General features: G+C 70.0%; 11 protein-coding genes. 1 reads left to right on the forward strand and 10 read right to left on the reverse strand.

All coding sequences use genetic code 11. The features are described 5' to 3' along the window. Positions 1 to 234: 234 nt before the first annotated feature. From moeB to HMPREF2883_RS02440, 8 genes are all read right to left on the reverse strand, one after another. Positions 235 to 1,536 carry a molybdopterin-synthase adenylyltransferase MoeB gene (gene moeB, locus HMPREF2883_RS02405; RefSeq protein ID WP_070658835.1) on the reverse strand — a complete coding sequence of 434 codons (1,302 nt, stop codon included), beginning with the start codon at positions 1,534 to 1,536 and terminating at the stop codon, positions 235 to 237. Between the two features lie 56 nt (positions 1,537 to 1,592). Then, a complete protein-coding gene (gene modB, locus HMPREF2883_RS02410; RefSeq protein ID WP_070658820.1) occupies positions 1,593 to 3,710 on the reverse strand; it encodes a molybdate ABC transporter permease subunit in 2,118 nt (705 codons plus the stop codon). Positions 3,711 to 3,752: 42 nt separating this feature from the next. Next, positions 3,753 to 4,685 (reverse strand): molybdate ABC transporter substrate-binding protein, encoded by a 933-nt coding sequence (modA, locus tag HMPREF2883_RS02415; protein ID WP_070658821.1) that lies wholly within the window; start codon positions 4,683 to 4,685, stop codon positions 3,753 to 3,755. A gap of 34 nt (positions 4,686 to 4,719) precedes the next feature. Beyond that, the gene (gene narI, locus HMPREF2883_RS02420; RefSeq protein ID WP_070658822.1) at positions 4,720 to 5,508 is read right to left on the reverse strand and encodes a respiratory nitrate reductase subunit gamma; all 789 of its coding nucleotides are present in this window, start codon (positions 5,506 to 5,508) and stop codon (positions 4,720 to 4,722) included. After that, positions 5,505 to 6,272 (reverse strand): nitrate reductase molybdenum cofactor assembly chaperone, encoded by a 768-nt coding sequence (gene narJ / locus HMPREF2883_RS02425; RefSeq protein ID WP_070658823.1) that lies wholly within the window; start codon positions 6,270 to 6,272, stop codon positions 5,505 to 5,507. Before narJ ends, narI begins: the two co-directional genes overlap by 4 nt. Before the next feature lies 1 nt (position 6,273). Further along, complete coding sequence (narH, locus tag HMPREF2883_RS02430; RefSeq protein WP_070658824.1) at positions 6,274 to 7,968, reverse strand: nitrate reductase subunit beta; 1,695 nt, start codon at positions 7,966 to 7,968, stop codon at positions 6,274 to 6,276. Then, a complete protein-coding gene (locus HMPREF2883_RS02435; RefSeq protein ID WP_070658825.1) occupies positions 7,968 to 11,744 on the reverse strand; it encodes a nitrate reductase subunit alpha in 3,777 nt (1,258 codons plus the stop codon). The genes narH and HMPREF2883_RS02435 overlap by 1 nt, the downstream gene beginning before the upstream one ends. 210 nt (positions 11,745 to 11,954) lie before the next feature. Beyond that, positions 11,955 to 13,286 (reverse strand): nitrate/nitrite transporter, encoded by a 1,332-nt coding sequence (locus HMPREF2883_RS02440; RefSeq protein WP_070658826.1) that lies wholly within the window; start codon positions 13,284 to 13,286, stop codon positions 11,955 to 11,957. Between the two features lie 319 nt (positions 13,287 to 13,605). On the opposite strand from HMPREF2883_RS02440, the gene HMPREF2883_RS02445 reads away from it, so the two are divergent. Continuing rightward, a complete protein-coding gene (locus tag HMPREF2883_RS02445; protein WP_070658827.1) occupies positions 13,606 to 14,139 on the forward strand; it encodes a MogA/MoaB family molybdenum cofactor biosynthesis protein in 534 nt (177 codons plus the stop codon). 43 nt (positions 14,140 to 14,182) lie between these two features. Here HMPREF2883_RS02445 and HMPREF2883_RS02450 read toward each other — a convergent pair whose 3' ends face one another. Both HMPREF2883_RS02450 and moaC read right to left on the reverse strand, forming a co-directional pair. After that, on the reverse strand, positions 14,183 to 14,893 hold the full coding sequence (locus HMPREF2883_RS02450) for a molybdenum cofactor guanylyltransferase (protein ID WP_256277295.1): 711 nt from the start codon (positions 14,891 to 14,893) through the stop codon (positions 14,183 to 14,185). After that, positions 14,862 to 15,374, reverse strand: a complete 513-nt coding sequence (gene moaC / locus HMPREF2883_RS02455) for a cyclic pyranopterin monophosphate synthase MoaC (RefSeq protein WP_070658828.1) — start codon at positions 15,372 to 15,374, stop codon at positions 14,862 to 14,864. Before moaC ends, HMPREF2883_RS02450 begins: the two co-directional genes overlap by 32 nt. Between the last annotated feature and the right edge of the window lie 10 nt (positions 15,375 to 15,384).

Here is a 15,384-nt window from a genome sequence, read left to right on the forward strand (position 1 = left end):
CACACAGTCGGAGGCTAGACCACCAGGCTCGTCCCACGAGCGGTGTCACGAACGGCGACTTTTCAGACACACACCTGACCGACGACCATCGCACCCGGCCACGTATACGCAGGCCAGAGCCATACAGGCAGGGGCACGCCAATCGATGGACACTCTAAAAGTCGCCAGTCGTGACACCAAGGCCCCACAACACACCGCCAAGAGCGGCCAGAGCTGCAGGACCCGGTGCCGCGGTCAAGGTCGGCCAGATACCCAGGCCCTCATACCGCCGTCGAGGCTGAGGAGCCGCCCGGAATAGCCCGCCGCCTTCAGCGCTTCAATCGCCCGGACCGAGCGCACCCCGGCAGCACACACCACCACCGTCGGCCGGCTCGGGTCGAGTTCGCCCATGCGCGCCGCCACCTCACGCAACGGAATGTGCCGCGCGCCTTCCATCGGTTCGAGCGCCACCTCGACGTCTTCACGCACATCCAGCAGCGTCAGCGGCTCGACGCCCTCCAGGAGCCTCCTCAGCTCGGCAGCGGAGACAGTTCCGACTCCTGCCCCCGACTCCAGGACCTCGCCATCTCCCTGGATGCGGCTGGTTGCAGCGGAGCCCGGCTCGAAACTCCCGGACTGTTGGCGGGAGTCGCCCCCGGGTTCCTGTGGCTGTGCCTCGGCCTCAGGAGTTCGGGGGAGTGCGCAGGCACCAGCCTCCGTGACCAGCGCAGTGATACTCGGGTTCTCCCCGCACACCGGGCAGGCCGGGTTCTTCGCCACCGGAATCTCCCGCAGATGCGCCCCCCAGGCATCGAGCATCGCCAGCCTCCCCAACAGTGGATGCCCACCGCCGATCACCAGCTTGAGCGCTTCGGCGGCCTGCATCGTCCCGATGATGCCGGGCAGCACCCCCAGCACCCCGGCCTCCGCGCAGGAGGGCACCGATCCTGCGGGCGGCGGAGCGGGATGCAGGCACCGGTAGCATGGGCCCCGGCGCGCATCGAAGACCCCCACCTGACCGTTGAACCCCAGCACCGCCCCGTGCACCAGCGGCAGCCCCAGCATGACGGTGGCGTCATTGACCAGGTACCGCGTGGGGAAGTTGTCCGTTCCGTCAATGACCACGTCCCAGCCGCCCAGCAGGTCCCGGGCGTTGTCCGCCGTCAACCGACTTCGGTGGGCGATGACCTCAACATCGGGATTGAGCGCCCTGATCGCCTCGGCCGCCGAATCCACCTTGGGGCGCCCCACGGCGGCTGTGGCATGGATGACCTGGCGTTGCAGGTTGGACACGTCGACGTTGTCGTCGTCAATGAGCCCGATCGTCCCCACTCCGGCGGCCGCCAGGTACAGGGCCGCCGGCGCCCCGAGCCCGCCGGCACCGATGAGCAGGACCCGGGACGCGCGGATGCGCTGCTGCCCCACGAGCCCCACCTGCGGCACGAGCGCGTTGCGGTGGTGGCGCTCCAGCTCATCGCGGCTCAGCGGCCGCAGACGCTCCTCGGCGATCACCGATCCGCAGATGCCATCGCGATCGCTTCGGTCAACGGTGCTCATACCGTCCTCCCTCATCCTCACCCGGTCCTTCTCTCAACGCCTCAGTCCCGCGGTCCTCAACCCCGGCGAGCCAGGATACGCACCTGCACCGCCTTGATGACGCAGCAGACCTCCCGGCCCTCGGTGATGCCGAGCTCGGCCACGGCTCCCGCGGTCACCGCCGCCGACAGCCGCTGCCCCTCCTCCAGCTCCAGACGCACACTCACCAGTGCCCCCGAGCGCTCCAGCCCCGTCACCCGGCCGGTCAGGACGTTGCGGGGACTGCCGTGCGGCGCCTGCCGGTAGAGGGCGACGGCGTCGGGCGGCACCAGCGCAATCCCCGGTGCTCCGAGGCGAAGGACCTCGTTGTGGTCGTCCCGGCGGCCCTGCTCGCCGACATGCCCGTCAGCGGCGTCCTCCCGGGGACGGCCATGAACGACCTGCCCCGACGGCAGCCGCAGCCCCGGAGCCTCGGCGTCGCCGTCAACGACCCCGGTCAGCACGGCCGTCCCCGTCAAGTGGGCGACGAAGTCCGAACGCGGCGCCGACAGGACCCGCGCCGTCGGCCCCTGCTCCACCACTCGGCCCCGGTCCAGGACGACGACGTCCTCGGCCAGCGCCGTCAGGTCCAGGACGTCATGGGTCACCAGCAGCAGGGTCAGCCCCTCCTCGGCGCATCGGCGCGCCACCAGGCGGCGCATCTCCTGGCGGGCGGTGACGTCCAGGGCGGCCATCGGCTCATCCAGGACCAGCAGACGGGGCCCCGTCGCCAGCGCCCGGGCCAGCGCCACGCGGGCCGCCTGCCCGCCCGAGAGCGCGCCTCCCGAACGGGAGGCCAGGTGATCGGCCCCGACGGCGGCCAGCTCGGCGCGGGCCCGACGCGTCGCCTCCGCCCGGCTCACCCCCTGGCAGCGCAGTGCGAACACCACATTGCCCAGCACGGACATGTGGGTGAAGACGCCCGGCTCCTGGCTGAGCAGCGCCACCCGGCGCCGCCCCGCCCGCACGAAGCCCCCGGGGCCGTCCAAGACTCGTCCACCCAGCACGACCTGGCCGTTCTCGGCGTCCAGCAGGCCGGCCACCACGGAGCAGAGCGTCGACTTGCCTGAGCCGTTGGGGCCGATGAGCGCTGTCGTGCGCCCCGCCTCCACCTCCAGGTCGACGACGACGTCGCGCTCCGGCAGCTCGAAGGCCACCTGTAGGTCCTGGCCGCGCCCGCTGCCCCGGGACGGCTCGACAGCCCGGCTGCCCCCGCCCGGGGCCGAGGCCTGCGAGTCTCGGGGCTCCGACGCAGCGGCGTCATGGTCCTGGGCCCCGGGGCGGGGCAGCAGGCGGGTGGCCGCCTTGCCCCAGTCGATGTTGGTCGCCCCGACGATGACGAAGGACAGGCCGATGAGCACGGCGGCCAGGGCCAAGGAGGTGGCCGTGTCCTTCTCCCGCTCTAGATAGATGGCCAGTGGCATGGTTCGGGTGACGCCCTCCTTGGAGCCGGCGAAGGCGATCGTCGCCCCGAACTCGCCCAGGCTCCGGCCCAGGGCCAGGGCCGTGCCCCGAGCCAGAGCGGGCGTTGCCAGCGGCAGCGTCACCTGCGCCAGAACCCGCCACGGGCCGGCCCCCAGGCTCTGGGCGGTGACTTCGGCCCGCTTGTCGCGGCTGCGCAGCGCCGCCTCCAGGGTGACCACCAGGAAAGGCATGGACACGAACACCTGGGCAATGACCACCGCGGTGGTGGAGAAGGCGATGGGCACCCCCCACTCCTTGAGCTGCGCACCCAGCAGGCCGCGGTTCCCCAACGTGGACAGCAACGCGATACCGGCCACCACCGGCGGCATCGTCATCGGCAGCACCGCGAGGATTCGTGCGATCCTCACGCCCGGCCAGCTGCGGGCCAGCAGCAGCGCCAGCGGCACGCCCAGCGCCACGCAGATGACCGTGGAGGTCAGGCAGGTGCGGATCGAGAGCCACAGGGCGGCTTGCGCCGATGGCGTCGCCAGCAGCTGGGGCAGCTGCCCCCAGGACACGCGCGTGCCCATCCCCACCAGGGGCAGGACGATCGCGCAGCCCCCCAGGACGGCCAGCGCGGTCACCAGGACGGGCAGAGGTGAGCGAGCGGCCCGCCCACGCCGAGAAAGGGCGCGGACGGACCGCCGTACCGACTGCTGCGCGGAGCGCGCAGTGGGGGATGTCTGGTTCACAGACTCATGTTTATCAGGTCATCGATTCAGGACGGCAAGCCGTCACGGAGCCGTGGTCTGCGCGGTGGGCTTGTTCGCCTCCGGGGTGGAGGAGCCCTCAGCGGTCGCGGCCTGGGACGGGGCGGTGCTGGCCCCAGCACTCGCCCCGGCCGAGGCGCTACCGGGCTTGCCGAAGCCGTACTTGGCCAGGATCTCCTGACCGACCTTCCCGGTGACGGCCTCGATGAAGACCTGGGCGCCCGCGGGGTTCTCGGGCTTGGCGGTCTGGGCGATCGGGTAGTGGTTGACGACGCCGCCGTCGGGGATGTCGATCTTGTCCGTCTTGTCCTTGGCGGCCGCGGCGTCGGTGGTGTAGACGATGCCGGCGTCGGCCTCACCGGACTCGACCTTGCCGCGCACGTCGGTCACCTTCTGCTCCTCGGAGGCAGGGTTGAGGGTGACGCCCAGGGCCTTGGTGAGCTTCTGAGTGGCCTCGCCGCAGGGCACCTCGGGGGCGCAGATGACCAGGTTGGCGCCGTCCAGCGACGAGTCCAGCCCGGTGATCTTCTTGGGGTTGCCCTTGGGGACGATGAGGGTCAGGACGTTGGTGGCGAACTCGGTCTGGCTCCCGACCAGCTTCTGGTCCGCAGCGGTCTTCATCGTGGAGTTGTTGGCCGTGGCCAGGACGTCGGCGCTGTCGCCGCCCGCCAGGGAGGCCACCAGGTCCTGGGAGCCCTGGAAGTCGAAGGTGACGTCCAGGCCGGGGTTGTCCTTCTCCACGGTCTTCTCGATCTCCTCGAAGGCCCCTTGGAGGGAGGCCGCGGCCAGGACCGTGACCTTGCCGGTGGCCTTCCCCGCGCCGCCCGAGGCGCTCGCGGAGGCGGCGCCCGTGGCCGCGCCGGTGGAGCTGTTGGAGGCGGAGCCGCCGCACGCGGCCAGACAGACGGCGGAGAGCAGGCTGACGGCGGCGATGGCCGCGCGACGGGAGATACTCATTGTGTGTCCTTTCGTGACGGCGGGGTCGGCCGGTTCAGGCACCCTGGGAGGGAGTGACGTCGTCGGCCCCCTGGTTGCCGGTGCCCTGGGTGCGCACCGGGGTCCAACCGCGCGAGGGACGTGCGGTGGAGGTGGCCCCCTCGCGCGAACGGTAGACCACGTAGGGGCGGGTCACGTAGCCCACGGGAGCGGAGACCACGTGGACCAGGCGGGTGAAGGGCCAGATCGCCAGGAGCAGGAAGCCCGCGATGACGTGGAGCTTGAAGGAGAGCGGCACGTCAGCCATGAGCTCGGGGCGCGGCTGGAGGACCAGCACCGAGCGCAGCCAGGGGCTGATCGTCTCGCGGTAGTCGTAGCCGTGGGCGTCGGTGAGCTGGTTGAGGACTGTGGCCGCCGAGCCCAGCAGGACCGGGACGATGAGGAAGCAGTACATGACCAGGTCGTTGCGGGTGGTGGCCAGGCGCACGCTCTTGACGACGACGCGCCGGTAGATGAGTCCGGCCAGGCCCACGATCGTCATGATGGCAGCGAAGGATCCCAGGTAGGTGGCGCCCAGGTGGTACATGTGCTCGGAGACGCCCAGCATCTCAGTGACGTCCTTGGGCACCAGGAGCCCGACGACGTGACCGGCCATCACCATGAGGAAGCCCAGGTGGAACAGGGGGGAGGCCAGGCGCAGGATGCGGGACTCGTTCCACTGCGAGGAGCGGGAGGTCCAGCCGAACTGGTCGGTGCGCCACCGCCAGATCATGCCTGCCACCAGCAGCACCAGGCTGGCGTAGGGCAGGGCCACCCACATGAGGTTCTGCTGAATCGGGCTCATGTCATGCTCTCCTGGCTGCTCGTGAAGGGGGAAGGATCGGCGACTGGTACCGAGCCCGGCACGGCGGGTGCGCCGGACAGGCTCGGGTTGCGCACGGGAATGGTCGGGAAGGGCAGGGTGTTGGTGACACCGACGGTCTCGGTGGGCGGCCCGGCCGCCACGAGGGCGCGTACGCGCTCGGCGGTGGCCTCGTCAATCTGCGGCAGGGTCATGGAGACGGCCTCCACCAGCCCCGCGTAGGGGGAGGCGGCGTCGGTCAGGGCGCTGCGCAGCACCTCGATGCCCTCGCGGTGGGAGGACAGGAGCGTGTCGGCCACCTCGTCGCCGCTGCGCGCGGACAGCTCGAGGACCACCGGCAGGTAGTCGGGCAGCTCGTCGGCGGCCATCTCGTAGCCGGCCGCCGCCAGTGCCTGTTTGAAGGCCAGCAGCGCGGCGCCCCGGTGCCGGGTGTCACCCACCGTGTAGTACGTCAGGTACAGGCAGCAGCGCCGACGTCGGTCGAAGACCTCCACGTAGTGCTCGGCCATGGCCCGCTCACCGCGGCGTCGCGCCTGAGCGATGAACTCCTCCAGGAGGACGGTCACCTCCGCCGGCAGCGTGGCCAGCTCGGCCTCGACGGCGTTCAGGCGCGTCTCCAGAGTCCCCTCGGCCGGGTAGTCCAGCAGCAGCGAGGCCGCCATGTGCACGGTGGCTCGCTGGGAGGGTGTCAGCTGCACCTCGGCGGGTTCCTGAAGAACCCGGGGGGCGCGGACGAAGGAGACCATCTCAGAGGTCCCTGGGGGCCGCGACCGCAGGGCCGGTCGAGGCGGCCCGTGCGGAGGAGTCAGCTGACCGGGCCTGACCCACCGGCTCAGGCACACCGACCTGCGGGATACCCGGGCCGGCGGCAGGCACCGGCTCACGGCGCACGGTCGGCAGCGGCAGACTCACCGGGCCGCCGTTCATGGCGCCGCCGCCCTGACCGTGGAAGGAGGCGACGTCGGGGTGACAGCCGGCCGGAGCGCCCTCACCCAGGAGGGTCTTGACGTCGTTACCCATGGACTCCATGCCGCGGGGGACCTCGGGCTTAGTGGTGGGGATGACGTAGCGGTCGTCGTACTTGGCGATGGCCAGCAGGCGGTACATGGCCTCCAGCTTCTTGCCGTCCAGGCCCACGGCGGCGGCGATGGCCGGGTCGGGCTCGCGGCCCAGGCGCACGTCGCGCATGTGGGAGCGCATCGCGGCCAGTCGCCGCAGCACGAGCTCGACCGTGTTGGTCTCACCGGCCGTGAACAGGCCCGCCAGGTACTCCAGCGGAATGCGCATGTCGGAGACGGCCGTGAGCAGCACCTTGTAGTTCTCGCCGTCCAGGCCGGCAGCCGCGACCTCGTCAACGACCGGGGAGAGCGGCGGGATGTACCAGACCATCGGCATGGTGCGGTACTCGGGGTGCAGGGGCAGGGCCACCTCATAGGTGTCGATGAGGTCCCAGACGGGGGAGGCCTGGGCCGCCTCGATCCAGTTGTCCGGCACGCCCTCGGCGCGCGCGCCCGCCACGACCTCGGGATCGTGGGGGTTGAGGAGGATCTCGCGCTGGGCCATGTACAGGTCCTGCGGGTCCTTGACGGCGGAGGCCTGCGAGACGCGATCGGCGTCGTAGAGGAGGACGCCCAGGTAGCGCAGGCGGCCCACGCAGGTCTCCGAGCACACAGTGGGCTGGCCGATCTCCAGGCGCGGGTAGCACAGGGTGCACTTCTCGGCCTTGCCGGTGGCGTGGTTGAAGTAGACCTTCTTGTAGGGGCAGGAGGACACGCACATGCGCCAGCCGCGGCAGGCGTCCTGGTCCACCAGAACGATGCCGTCCTCAGTGCGCTTGTACATGGCGCCCGACGGGCAGGCGGACACGCAGGTGGGGTTGAGGCAGTGCTCGCAGATGCGCGGCAGGTAGAACATGAAGGCCGACTCGATGTCGGTGCGCACCTTCGTGCTCATCGCCTCGATGATCGGGTCCTGCTGGAGGGTCTCCATGGACCCGCCCAGGTCGTCGTCCCAGTTGGGACCCCACTTGATGGTGGGCATGTACTCGCCGGTCAGCTGGCTCTTGGCGCGCGCCACCGGAATCGCCGGGGAGTCCTTGGGGGCCGAGAGCAGCTTGTCGTACTCGTAGGTCCACGGCTCGTAGTAGTCCTCGACCGTGGGCATCTCCGGGTTGGCGAAGATGTTGACCAGGCGGCGCAGGCGCCCGCCCGAGCGGGGCCGCAGGCGGCCCGAGGCCGTGCGCTCCCAGCCGCCGCGCCAGGTGTCCTGGTCCTCCCAGCCCTTGGGGTAGCCGACACCAGGGCGGGTCTCGACATTGTTGAACCACATGTACTCGGTGCCCTCGCGGTTGGTCCAGGCCTGCTTGCAGGTCACTGAACAGGTGTGGCAGCCGATGCACTTGTCGAGGTTCATCACCATTGCGATCTGGGCCATGACCTTCATCAGAAAGTCACCTCCTGGTTGCTGCGGCGACGGATAAGCGTGACCTCGTCGCGGTTGTTGCCCGTGGGGCCGATGTAGTTGAAGGCGTAGGACAGCTGCCCGTAGCCGCCTGCGAAGTGGCTGGGCTTGAGCACGATCCGGGTCAGGGAGTTGTGCGTCCCGCCGCGCCTGCCGCTGGTCTCAGTCAGCGGGGTGTTCATGGTGCGCTCCTGGGCGTGGTGCATGAAGACCATGCCCTCGGGGATGCGGTGGGAGACGATGGCGCGCGCCGCCACGATGCCGTTGCGGTTGTAGGCCTCGACCCACTCGTTGTCCTTGACGCCGATCTTGTCGGCGTCCTGGGGGCTCATCCAGATGGTCTGGCCCCCGCGTCCCAGCGTGAGCATGTGCAGGTTGTCGAAGTACTGCGAGTGGATCGCCCACTTGTTGTGCGCGGTGATGTAGCGCACTGCGACCTCCGCCGTGCCCGCCTGGCTCGTGGACACCGAGCCCGGCGCGGCCTCCCCGTACAGGGCGTGGAAGTCCAGTGGTGGCCGGAAGATGGGCAGGGACTCGCCCATGTCCCGCATCCAGTCGTGATCGAGGTAGTAGTGCATGCGCCCGGTCAGGGTGTGCCAGGGCTTGGCATGCTCCACGTTGACCACGAAGGCCGAGTAGCGCCGTCCGCCGTGCTCGGAGCCGGACCACTCCGGGGAGGTGATGACTCCCTGGGGCTTGACCTGGGTGTCGGCGAAGGAGATGTGCTTGCCGGCCTCCTCCTCGCTGAGCTCGACCAACGTGGTTCCGGTGCGCTTGGACAGCGTGTCCCAGCCCTCGGTGGCGATGCGCCCATTGGTGGTGCCCGACAGCGTGAAGATGGCGTCGGCGGCGCGGATATCGGTGTCGATCAGCGGCCGGCCGGCGGCCACGCCGTCGGAGGAGACCCCGTGGTTGCGGGCCAGGCGCTCCACCTCCGGCCCGGGCTTGAGCATGATGCCCTTGCAGGGCAGCCCCAGCTTCTCGGCCAGGGGCCCCAGGGCATCGAACTTGGCCCGGATCTGGGTGTAGTCGCGCTCGGTGGGCACCAGCTTGGGCATCGTCACGCCCGGCACCCACTCCTGGGGGAGGGAGGACACGTCACCGTGCGCCATCGTCAGGGCGTCGGGGGTGTCGTGCGTCAGGGGCGCGGCGACGACGTCGGTCTGGGTGCCCAGGTAGCGCGGCGCCCAGGCGGAGATGAGCCCGGCCAGGGTCTGGAAGACCTGGAAGTCGGTGCGCGCCTCCCAGGGCGGGTCGATGGCCGCGTTGAAGGAGTGCACGAAGGGGTGCATGTCGGTCGAGGAGATGTCGTGCTTCTCGTACCAGGTGGCCGCAGGCAGGACGACGTCGGAGTGCAGCGTGGTGGAGGTGTTGCGGAAGTCCGCGGTCCACATGAGGTCAAGCTTGCCGGCGGGAGCCTCGTCGCGCCAGGTCACCGAGGCGGGACGCTGCTCGGGCGGGTTCTCGACGGCGTTGACGTCGTTATCCGCACCCACCATGTGGCGCAGGAAGAACTCCGTGCCCTTGGCCGAGCTGCCCAGCAGGTTCGTGCGCCACGAGCACAGGATGCGCGGGAAGTTCTCCGGGGCATCGGGGTCCTCGCAGGCGAAGCGCAGCTCACCGGAGCGCAGCTGCTCGACGACGTAGTCCTTGGGGTCCATGCCCGCCTCGGCGGCCTGCTGGCCCAGGAGCAGCGGGCTGCGGTTGAAGGTCGGGTAGGACGGCGTCCACCCGCGCTTCATGGCCTCGACCATGGCGTCGGTCGTGGTCTTACCCGCCAGGGTGCCCGGTCCCAGCGGGGAGGCCAGGCGCTCGGCGGAGGTGGTGTCGTAGCGCCACTGGTCGGTGGTGAGGTACCAGAAGCCCGTGGCGATCATCTGCCGGGCCGGGCGGTGCCAGTCCAGGGCGAAGGAGTACTGCTGGAAGCCGCTGAGCGGGCGGACCTTCTCCTGACCCACGTAGTGGGCCCAGCCGCCGCCGTTGACGCCCTGGGTGGCGCACATAGAGGTCAGCGCCAGGATCGTCCGGTAGATCTGGTCGGCGTGGTAGTAGTGGTTGATGCCCGCGCCCATGACGATCTGGGAGCGGCCGCCGGACTCCACGGCGTTGAGGGCGAAGTCGCGCGCCACCTGGATGATGGCGGGGCCGGGAACACCGGTGATCTCGCTGGCCCAGGCGGGTGTGCCCGGGACGGTGGCGTCCTGGTAGTCCGCGGGCCATTCGCCCGGCATGGACGGGCGCTCGACGGCGTACTGGGCCAGGAGCAGGTCGTAGACGGTGGTGACCAGGCGGTCCCCGATGCGGGTGACCGGCACGCCGCGGCGCACGACGCCGCCGCCCACAGAGCCCTCGGGGGTGGAGGAGCCAGGCAGGTCGAAGCGGGGCAGGAGCACCTCGGCGGCCTGAACCTGGGGGCCCTCGCCGTGCAGATCCATGATGCTCATGACCGGGTCGACACCGTCCATGAGCAGGTTCCACTTGCCCTCACCCTCGGGGGTGAAGCGGTCGGCCAGGGTGCCGCCGGGGTCGGCCGGGCCGCGCTCGCGGTCCCACACGAGGGGGCGGAACTCGTTCTTCGGGGCACCGGTGGCGACGCCGTTGACATCGGAGGCCGTCACGAAGCGGCCGGGCACGTAGCTGGTGCCGTCGGGGGAGGGCTCCAGGCCGATGAGGAAGGGGGAGTCGGTGTGACGGCGCATGTAGTCCAGGAAGAAGGACTCCTCGCGCTTGACGTGGAACTCGGAGAGGATGACGTGACCCATCGCCTGGGCCAGGGCGCCGTCGGTGCCCGGGGCCACGCGCAGCCACTGGTCGGCGAACTTGGTGTTGTCGGCGTAGTCGGGGGAGACGGCCACGACCTTCTGCCCGTGGTAGCGGGCCTCGGTCATGAAGTGGGCGTCCGGGGTACGGGTCAGCGGCAGGTTGGAGCCCCACATCATGAGGTACTGGGCGTTGTACCAGTCGCCGGCCTCGGGGACGTCGGTCTGGTCCCCGAAGACCTGGGGTGAGGCCGGCGGCAGGTCGGCGTACCAGTCGTAGAAGGAGAGCATCGTGCCGCCGATGAGCTCGTGGAGGCGGCCGCCGGCTCCGTAGGAGACCTGGGACATGGCCGGGATGACGCTGAAGCCGGCGATGCGGTCCGGGCCCCAGGTACGGATGGTGTGGACGTAGGCGGCCGCGACGATCTCCATGGCCTCGTCCCAGCCCACGCGGACCATGCCGCCCTTGCCTCGGGCGGACTTGTAGGCCTTGGCGGTGGCGGGGTCACCGGTGACCTGCGCCCAGGCGGCGACCGGGTCGCCGTCGTTGTCGGCCTTCGCGGCGCGGAAGGCGTCCAGGAGGACCGAGCGCACGTAGGGGTAGCGGATGCGCGTGGGGGAGTAGGTGTACCAGGAGAAGGCCGCGCCACGCGGGCAGCCGCGGGGCTCGTACTCGGGCATGTCCGGCCCCGTGGTGGGGTAGTCGGTGATCTGCTTCTCCCAGGTGATGATGCCGTCGGAGACGTAGACCTCCCAGGCGCACGACCCGGTGCAGTTGACCCCGTGGGTGGAGTGGACCATCTTGTCGTGGCTCCACCGGTGGCGGTAGAAGGTGTCGGCCTCGCGCCCTCCGGTGAGGAACAGGCGGCGGGCGTCGGCAGAGGCTTGCCCTCGACGCAGGTACGAGCCCAGCGTGAGCAGTCCGGGGGCGTTCTCGACCTGCTGGTCGGGCCCAGGGACGATCCCGGGGCCGGTGGTCTGGGAGCCGGTGGTGCTCATCAATGGTCCTTTGGTCCGTGAAGTTGGTGGGTGGTCAATGGTGTGTTTGTGTTCATCGGTGTTCAGCGTGGGGGCGCGGCGGTCCGACGGGCCGATGGCGACCGGACGGGCACCGAGCGCCCCCGACGGGGCAGGCGGGCGGGCGAGTCGTGAGCCGCCGAGCCCGTCAGACAGTTGTGGGCGTTCCGAACGGATGCCGGATGTGGGAACTCAGCCCGGGAACGGGGCTCCCGGTCGCGCGTAGCGCAGCCAGCAGATGACCGCGCACACGGCGCAGTAGGCGACCGAGATCCAGAACCAGGCGGTGGTGCCCAGGGAGGCGATGGCGACGCCGACGATGAAGGGGCCCAGGCTGGCAACGGCGGCCGTGAAGCCGATGGCGCCGCCGGCCTGCCGCTTGGGCATGATCATCGGCATCTGCTTGAAGGTGCCGGCGTTACCCAGGCCGGAGAAGAAGAACATCGCCAGCATGGACCACAGGAAGCCGGGGAACTGCGCCGGATCGGTCGGGTGGAGGTAGAAGGTGGTGACGGCGAGTGTGGCGCCCATTCCCACGATGGAGATGAAGGTCCAGATGGCCCCGCCGAAGCGGTCGCACAGGGGCCCCCACAGCATTCGGACCACCGACCCGATCAGCGGCCCGAGGAAGGCGTAGGTCGCACCCAGGGGCAGCAGGGACTTGTCGAAGTGATCGGCCAGGGGCGAGCCAGGCCCGTAGGTGTTCTTGATGAGGAGTCCGAACTGTGCGGCGAACCCGGAGAACAGCCCGAAGGTCGCCACGTACATGAGCGTCATGTACCAGGTGTCGGGGTTGGTGAAGATGTCGATCTGCTGGCGGATGTTGGCCTTGACCGGGACGTCCTTGAGCAGGGCGAAGGCGAGGACCGCGGCCACGATGGTCCACGGGATGAAGAAGACGGCCACGTTGTGGACCCACACTTGGCCGCTGCCGACGTGCTGGGGGGCGATCCAGGTGATGCCCAGCAGACCGAAACCCATGAGCCAGGGGCTCAGCAGCTGGATGATGCTCATTCCCATGTTCCCGACGCCCGCCTGGATCCCCAGGGCGGTACCGGTCAGCCGCTTGGGGAAGAAGTAGCCGGTTGAGGGCATGTAGCCGGAGAACGAGCCGCCCCCGATCCCGCAGGCGAAGGCCAGGGCGAGCAGTGTTCCGAAGCTCGTCTCGGTGCTCTGCACCGCGAAGAACCAGCCGAGCATCGGCAGAGCGTAGAGCAGGGACGACCATGCGACGAGCTTGCGGGTGCCGACGATCGGCGGCAGGAACATGTAGATGAGGCGGATCAGGCCGCAGGACAGGCCGGGCATGGCGGCGAGCCAGTACAGCTGGCTCTCGGTGAGATTGAAGCCGATCTCGGTGAGCTTGGGGGCGATCGCGCTGGGGAGCAACCAGACGCAGAAGGCCAGGATCATCGAGTAGGTCGAGATGGTCAGAGTGGTCCAGGCGATCTTCGCGGACCAGTTCTCCGGCTCTTCAGGGTTCCACCCTGTGAGGACGCGACCAGAGGTGTCGAGCGTGGACATAGGGCTCCTGCTGTTGTGGGGCTCGGTCCGCTGGGCGACAGCGCCCTGGACCTGAGACTGTGTGGAGAGGGTCGGTGAAAGCCTGCGGACTCACACCGCGATCAATGATGCATTGAGTTGGTCAGATCTTCATGCAAGGGACGAATGTCTGAGCAATACGAGGCGAAACCGACGGCTCGGAGGTGACTAAGGGCGGTGAATTAGGTTCAACATTAGTTGCCTAATTGAGGTTGTCGGTTGGATCGGGACGTGTTGCCCTTGAAACTCCGGGTGGGAGACGGAGGAGCCGCGCGGGGTGTAGGCGGACTACGGTGGGTCCATGAGTGAGACCCCCATCGTCCAGAAGGGCCTGGCGGCCCTGCCCGAGCCCGTCAAAGGCGCCGTCATCACCGTCTCCGACCGCTGCGTCAGCGGTGAGAGAGAGGACCTCTCCGGCCCGCTGGCCCAGCGCCTCCTGGCTGAGCACGACGTCGTCGTCGAGAAGGTGGACCTCGTGCCCGACGGCATCGAGCCGGTGCGCAAGGCGATCAGGCGGGCGGTGGCCGACGGCGCCCGGGTGGTCCTGACCACCGGCGGTACCGGGGTGACCCCTCGGGACCTCACCCCGGAGGCGACGGCACCACTGCTGGAGACCCGCATCGAGGGCATCGAGGCGCAGATCCGCGCCCACGGGCTGACCAAGACACCGCTGGCGGGACTGTCCCGCGGGCTGGTAGGCGTGACCTCTCGCGGCGCCGAGGGCGCCCTGGTCGTCAACGCCCCCGGCTCGCGCGGTGGGGTCAAGGACACCGTTGCCGTCGTCGGCCCCCTGGTGCCCCATGTCCTGGAGCAGCTCGGCGGCGGCGACCACTGAGCACGCTCGAGCACTGCTGAGCGATTCGGATTGAGCCGGGCTGCTACTCGGAGCGGCCCGAGTCCCAGGAATGGACCTCGGCCCAGGTGTCCAGATCCCGCACGACATCGCGAGCCGTGGGGATGGCCTTGACGCGGAGCGTCCCGAGTGCCCGGCGCACAGCCGTGTCCCGCAGAGGTGTGCCGCCCGGGGCGACGGCTGCGGCCAGTGCTCGGCGACGGTAGAGGCCCAGCAGGTACTGGGTGTGCTCGCTGTCGCGGGCGCAGACCCCGTCCAGCTTCGGCCCGGCCTGCGCCAGCGCCCGGTGCAGGGCCGGCAGCGCCCTCCAGGACAAGGGCGCGTCGCAGGTGAGGATCCCGGCCAGTCCCGCAACCGGGTCGCTCCGTCCTAGGACATCCAGCCCGGCTCCGATCCCGGCGACGGGTCCTCCCAGGGGAGGGTCCTCCAGCGCCCGCAGGACGCCGCACGGCAGTGCGACCTCCGGCGGTGCGACGACGCACACGCGCCCGAGCGGAAGACCCTGCGTCCGCAGATGCTCCAGGCCGGCCAGCACGTGGTCGAGCAGGCGCAGCCCCCGGGCGACGACGTCGGGCTTGGAGGCTCCGTCCAGCCGAGCCCCGGTCCCGCCGGCCAGCACAATGACATCGGCGACCTCGGCGCCATCGGGGGCCTCGGCGACTTCGACCGCATCCGCGGTGCTCACGATGGCGCGGGCCGTCTGCTCAGGCCACATCGCCGCGGTCGCCGCGGTCACCGCGCACCCAGTCCCCTGAGCGTCCCCCGGACTTGGCGACCACCTTGGCCTCTCGCAGCTCGACGCCCCGGTCCACTCCCTTGACCATGTCGACGATCGCCAGTCCCGCCACGGTGGCGGCGGTGAGTGCCTCCATCTCCACGCCCGTGCGGTCGGCCGTGCGCACCGTGGTCTCGATGCGCACGCCGCCGTCGACGATCTCCAGGTCCACGCGCGCCCCATGCACGCCGATGACATGCGCCAGGGGGAGGAGCTCGGGGACCTTTTTTGTCGCCGCGATCCCGGCCACGCGGGCCACGGCGAGCACGTCGCCCTTGGGGACAGAGCCGCTGCGCAGGGCGTCGACGATCGCCTCCGAGCAGGCCACGAAGGCGGTGGCGCGGGCCTCGCGCACGGTGGGGGTCTTGGCGGTGACATCCACCATGTAGGCGGCGCCCGCCTCGTCCAGGTGGGTGAGGGTGATCTCGGGGCGGGTAGTCATGGGAGGCTCC

This window comes from Actinomyces sp. HMSC075C01 (genome assembly GCF_001812965.1).
GTDB lineage: Bacteria > Actinomycetota > Actinomycetes > Actinomycetales > Actinomycetaceae > Actinomyces > Actinomyces acetigenes.

Excerpts from the sequence above, each read along its gene's own strand:
- moeB (WP_070658835.1), bottom strand. The coding sequence starts at position 1,536 with ATGAGCACCGTTGACCGAAGCGATCGCGATGGCATCTGCGGATCGGTG.
- HMPREF2883_RS02440 (WP_070658826.1), bottom strand. The coding sequence starts at position 13,286 with ATGTCCACGCTCGACACCTCTGGTCGCGTCCTCACAGGGTGGAACCCT.
- narI (WP_070658822.1), bottom strand. The coding sequence starts at position 5,508 with ATGAGCCCGATTCAGCAGAACCTCATGTGGGTGGCCCTGCCCTACGCC.
- HMPREF2883_RS02435 (WP_070658825.1), bottom strand. The coding sequence starts at position 11,744 with ATGAGCACCACCGGCTCCCAGACCACCGGCCCCGGGATCGTCCCTGGG.
- HMPREF2883_RS02445 (WP_070658827.1), top strand. The coding sequence starts at position 13,606 with ATGAGTGAGACCCCCATCGTCCAGAAGGGCCTGGCGGCCCTGCCCGAG.
- modA (WP_070658821.1), bottom strand. The coding sequence starts at position 4,685 with ATGAGTATCTCCCGTCGCGCGGCCATCGCCGCCGTCAGCCTGCTCTCC.
- narJ (WP_070658823.1), bottom strand. The coding sequence starts at position 6,272 with ATGGTCTCCTTCGTCCGCGCCCCCCGGGTTCTTCAGGAACCCGCCGAG.
- narH (WP_070658824.1), bottom strand. The coding sequence starts at position 7,968 with ATGAAGGTCATGGCCCAGATCGCAATGGTGATGAACCTCGACAAGTGC.
- moaC (WP_070658828.1), bottom strand. The coding sequence starts at position 15,374 with ATGACTACCCGCCCCGAGATCACCCTCACCCACCTGGACGAGGCGGGC.